The sequence below is a fragment of the Sphingomonas sp. EU05-FHT14C10 genome (assembly GCF_058790595.1).
This window is the reverse complement of the sequence record NZ_JBYTEN010000042.1, coordinates 1-5,225: the sequence shown is the minus strand read 5'-3', so window position 1 is coordinate 5,225 and position 5,225 is coordinate 1. Positions and strand designations below refer to the sequence as shown.

Here is a 5,225-nt window from a genome sequence, read left to right as displayed (position 1 = left end):
CCTACCGTGGGCGTCCATCGCCGACCTTACTGCAATGTTGCGGGCGGCGCAGACTGTCCAGATAAGGCGACCAGCTCCTCAAATGCGTATGCCTGGTCCCCGAACCGCTTGCCGAACGTCCGCGCGAGGCGGGCGGTGCCGCCCGACCAATGCGTCGTCTCGTGCGCGCGCACCGAAGCATAGTGGTCCATTGTCCTGAAGGACCGCTGGTGCGGCATCTGGATGTAATCGAAAGTTGGGTGGAAGAAGGCGCGATCGCCCCCGTGGCGCACTTTGGCAGGGACAGCTCCGAAAAAGGCGTCGATCGCGCCTTGACGGTCGGACGGGTCGCCAGGATCGATGATGTCGGAGCCGGAATAGAAATAGGCTGGAAGACCATCGATCTGATCGGCGTTGAAGACGACATAGTGCCGCAGGAACCGGATATTCCTTTCGGTCTCGGCGCCCGTAACGGGATTGGCCTCGGTCTTTTTGAAGTTGGAATAATAGACCGAGAGTGAGCCGCTTTCGCCGCGGCGGACATTTGCGCCAAGGGCCTCGGCCTGGCGGTAAGTCATCCAATAGCGGGATCGATAGCCATTCGCGTCGGCGATCGCCCAGAGATAGATGGTGTTGATGCCGGTGTATGGCGTGCCACAGTGCCGCAGCGGTCTGCCCCCGGCGCCGGTGACGCGCCACGGTCGGCTCCAGGGCGCAACCCCTTCCTCCAGTTTGCGGATGATGAGACTGGTGATCTCGGCCGCGACGTCGCAGCTCGGTGTCGATTTGGCGCGCATGATGATGGGCTCCGGTCGCATGACGGGATGGCCGCCGACGCGGGCGCGCCGACGGCCAGTTTCTCGCGGTTGTTCGGATGGCCGTGGCCGGGTGGTCAGGCCTCGACCGGTTCGAAGAGCTCGCCGCCCTCGGCCTGCGAGCCGCGTTCGGCGTCATCGGACGGGTCTTCGGCATCGCCGTCATCAGCGGGATCGATGACCTTCGCGTTGGCATCGTCGAGGAAGCGCATCGCATTGGGAACCCAGGCGAGCGCAGCCTGCTTGACCTCGGGTTCGACGATCGACTCCCCGGCGAACAGCTTCTGGCAGCTTTCGGAGATCTCGGTCTTCTTGAGCGAAGCGTGACGGGCCGTAAGCGCCGGCCCCCCGACATCGTGGAGGAGGCTGAGGATCGTGCCCTTGTTCACGCGGTCGAAGAAATTCTCCGAGGTCGGCCGCCACCAGCCCGCGACGTCGACCTCGAGGATCGTGGCGATCCGGTTGTGAAGCGGAACCTGGACATTGGACGGGCCGGGCTTCGCTTCGAGCGACAGCGCGACCATATAAGCGAGCCAGTTCGCCTTGCTATCATCGTCGAGAGCGCGGAACCCCTCGAAACGATCCACCTCGCTGTCATGCTCGGTCCACGCGGCGTCGAGACCATCATGGGCTTCCGCCAGGTAGGCGCGTGCGCGGGAGCTGGGCATATCTCCGACCATGGGATCCTGCGGACCCATCGCGCGAATCGTCGTGCCGTACTTGACGGCGCCGTCGGCGGGACCGCCAGATGAGCACATCCGGGCGTCGATCATCACGAACAGCGCGAAGTCGAGCGCCAGCGCGGGCTGCGCCAGGAGGCACGAAGCGAGGATGTCGCGTCGCTGGATCGCAAGCTCATCATACAGCCGCCCGCTGAGTGGCTTTCCGCCGGGCGCCACCGCCTCGGGCCGACGGCCCGGCTGCGCGGAACCACGATCGGCGACGCGAAATCCTCCGGTCGGCGAATCTTCCCGACCCGCCTCGCCGTCACGAGCAGTATCATCCTCGCCCGTGACGGGTTCGCGCGGCTTTTCGATGAGGATTTGCTGCTCGCTGTAATATTGCGAGTCGAGCCGCATCTCGCCTTGGGGGGTGAGGACGAGGAACGCTCCCACATGGGCTTTCAGCTCGTCCGGCAACACCGGTGGGCGATTCTCGATTGCCTCGGCCTCGGCGATCAGCCGATCATCTTCCTGGTCGAGCAGCTTGACCGCCGCCTCCGACAGATCCGCATCCTGCATCTCGGCCTCGAGAGCACCGCGACGCTCGGCGATTTCGGCAAGCCGAGCACTCTGGGCCGCGGTCAGTTCCGGCGGCTGAAGAATGACGCGGTAGAGCCCGTGGGCGGCATTGTGCGTGTAGTTGCTGGCGATCGGGCGGATCCAGGCGAGCCCGGTCTCCTCACCGATCCGCCGGGCCTCGGCCTCCATGATCTCGCCGGCGAGACGATGGGCGATCTCCGGATTGACCCAACGGTCGTTGCCGTCTGTGAAAAGGTCGCCGTCGATCTTGCCGCCGGCAGCACGATAGCGCGGTTCGCCGACCAGCATCGCGATGGGGTCGCTGGCTTTGAGCGTCTCGTTTTCGATGACCCGGCGGATCGTGTCCGCGGTCACCTCACTGTGCTTATACGTGTTCCAGACGAGGAGCTGCTTCTCGCGATTCTCGGTCGAGGCGTATGCCTTGGCGATATCGAGCGTGATCTCGCCCTTGCTCAGCGCCTCGAAGATCGGCTCGGCGAGAGAGGCGAGCCGCAGGCGACCTTCCACGAAGCGACGGGTGACGCCGAACCGCTTGGCAACCGCATCGATGTCGCCACTCTTGCCGATGAAGTGCTGGAAGGCGCGGCATTCTTCGGCCGGCGTCATCTTGAGCTGATGAAAGTTGGTGGCGGTCGAAGTCTCGGAGAGTTCGGCATCCTCCCCCGTCAGCACCATGACAGGCACGTCGTAGTCCGCCTCCGAGATCGTGCCGCGCTCCGCCAGGAGACGGAGCGCTCGCCAACGGCGGCCGCCGTCGAACACCTCATAGGTGCCGCGCGGCTTTTTGGCCGGAGTGACGAGAAGGTTCTGCAGAACGCCCTTCGCCTCGATGCTCGCGGCCATGGGTCCGATCTGGAGCTGCTCGTCCGGCGCTGTGCGAACGTTGATTGGCGAGAGACGCAGCTTGCTGAGTTTGACGGTCTGGATCACGGGGGAAACTCCTCATGGCGTCCGGCAAGTTCCGGACACCATCCCCGACCCCCCTTCCCTCTCTCTGGCTCAGAGCGCTCCGGGAGGGTGGACGCCGCCCCCGCGTGCTCGCTCTCGGTCGCCTCATGCTTCGAGACATGCGCACAAAAACGAAGGGCCGCCCTTTCGGACGACCCTTCCATTGTCCTGCCTGAACGGGCAGCTCAGCCGAGCCGGACCCCCGAGGCGGAGGTCTTGCTCATGAGAGCCGCCGCACGCGGCATGTGACAATGAGACATCTGACCACCTCCTTTCCGTTGTTGAACGATCGCTAAGATGTGGGCGCGCAACGCGAATTTTCAATCCTGCGAATATTCGGGGTGGCTTATTCAGCATGTGCGATGGCCGCCTCAGGCAGCGGCGCGCAGTATGCGATCGAGCGTGTCGCCGGCCGTTGCCATGGGCAGGAAGACGCGGGTTCGGTACTGGATAACCTCGGTGAAACAACCCAGGGACTTGAGCCATGCAAGTTGCTGCGATGGTGCGCCGACCAGTTCGATCCGCTGGGAGCCGTTCACCAGGGAGCGTTTGATCGTCATCGGGAACGGCCGGGTCAGATCAACGCTGCGTCCCGACGAGGCGGACTTGACGATATCCGTGGGTGGCATGTTCTCGGCACGGTCGATGCCGAGCCTCGTGAAGAGTTGCACGACATGCTCGTCGAAGACGAGCCGTCCGAGCCAGCTGTTGCCCGCCTTGTCCGCGATCCGGTTGACCACGAGATGATCGCTCGGCAGCGCGGACCAGATCGGGAGCAACAAGCCGGTCGCGAGCCGAATGGTCTCGGTGTCGACCTTGTTCGCTGCTACTTCTGCCTCTTCGAGCCACTTTCGACAAAAGGCGTCGCGGTCGATCGTCGTCCAGGCGCTCTCGAACAGCTCCTGCTCCCGCATGTATTCACGCCGTGTCGGCCGCATTAGCTCGAAGCGCGGGATCGGCGTTCCCTCTTTCTCCTCCATGAGGGCGCGGGCACGCGTCTGCAACGCGACCATGCCGGACTTCCCGTTGATCAGGAACTCGGCGGTGGCATCGCTGTTCGCGATATGGAGGATGCGGTCCAGCGCGACCGGCGTCCTGCGATGAGCGATCTCGATCGTGAGCAGGTGTGATGTCGCCCCACTGACCGGATCAGTTCGCAAAAGTGTGTCATCCACCAGCGTAGCGGTATCGACGAGGATCGTCTCGACTCCGACGTCGAGACGCCCGGCGTCGCGCGCGGCCGAGACACGGGTTTCGACCAAGGAAAGAAACTCATCGAATATCTTGTTCTGAAGGGCGATCGGGAGCGCCAGGATCCGGTTGAGCCAGCGCTGGATGGGCGGGAGCTCATCCTTCATGACTCCGTCCTTGTCGCAGAGCTCTAGGCCGGTTCGGCGTTCGAACTCGCCATGCGACACGCTGGTCAGCTTGCCGCCGACGAGCAGATGAAACCAGGTGACGAGCGCCGCGCAGGCATATTCGCTCTCGAGATTGTCGGCGGGATCAAAGAGGTTTTGCCCGCCGGTCTGGCGCTGGCCGCGGGTGAGAGCGCCCAGGCTGTCGAGGCGGCGCGCGATCGTGCTCGTGAAGCGTAGCTCGCCTTTGCAGTCGGTTGTGACGGGCCGGAACAGCGGCGTGCTCGCCTGATGCGTGCGGTGCGTGCGACCCAGGCCCTGGATGGCTCGGTCGGCTCGCCAGCCGGGCTCCAGCAACAGGTGAACTCTCTGCTCCTGGTTCGGCACATCGCGCGAGGCATGGTATGACCGACCCGTCCCGCCGGCATCGGAGAAGATGAGGATCCGCTTGCGGCCCTGCATGAACGCGGCCGCTTCAGCCTGGCTCGTCCGGGTAGAACGGGTCTCGAGCTTCTGGCGGCCGTCAGCCGTCGAGACGAGCCGCTTGGTCCGCCCCGTGACCTCGGCAACGGTGTCATGGCCGAACTGTTCGAGCAGGCCGTCGAGTGCGGAGGTGATCGGAGGCAGAGCGCACAGATCTTCTATAAGCCGTGAACGCGCGGCCTCGGCCTCCGGGTTGTACACGGGATTCCCAGCTTCGTCTTCCATGGGCACAGAACGCTGCGTGCCGGTATCGTCCGTGAAGACCCGCATCTGCCGGGTCGGAAAGGCGCGCTCGAGATAGTCGATCACATATTCTTTGCAGTCGCAGTTTATGTCGAGCGTGGCGGCGAGAGACGCAGGTTTCCTTCGGTTTTCCATGATTT

2 protein-coding genes and 1 pseudogene are annotated in these 5,225 nt (G+C 64.1%); all 3 read right to left on the bottom strand.

Annotated features, from left to right (window positions below):
- Positions 1-56: 56 nt before the first annotated feature.
- Positions 57-776, bottom strand: a pseudogene (locus AC3WT0_RS19755) (ArdC family protein); the annotation flags it as partial.
- A 95-nt stretch (positions 777-871) separates the two neighbouring features.
- A complete protein-coding gene (locus AC3WT0_RS19750; RefSeq protein ID WP_241213403.1) occupies positions 872-2,986 on the bottom strand; it encodes a ParB/RepB/Spo0J family partition protein in 2,115 nt (704 codons plus the stop codon).
- A 389-nt stretch (positions 2,987-3,375) separates the two neighbouring features.
- On the bottom strand, positions 3,376-5,220 hold the full coding sequence (locus AC3WT0_RS19745) for a strawberry notch C-terminal domain-containing protein (RefSeq protein ID WP_492755116.1): 1,845 nt from the start codon (positions 5,218-5,220) through the stop codon (positions 3,376-3,378).
- Positions 5,221-5,225: the final 5 nt, after the last annotated feature.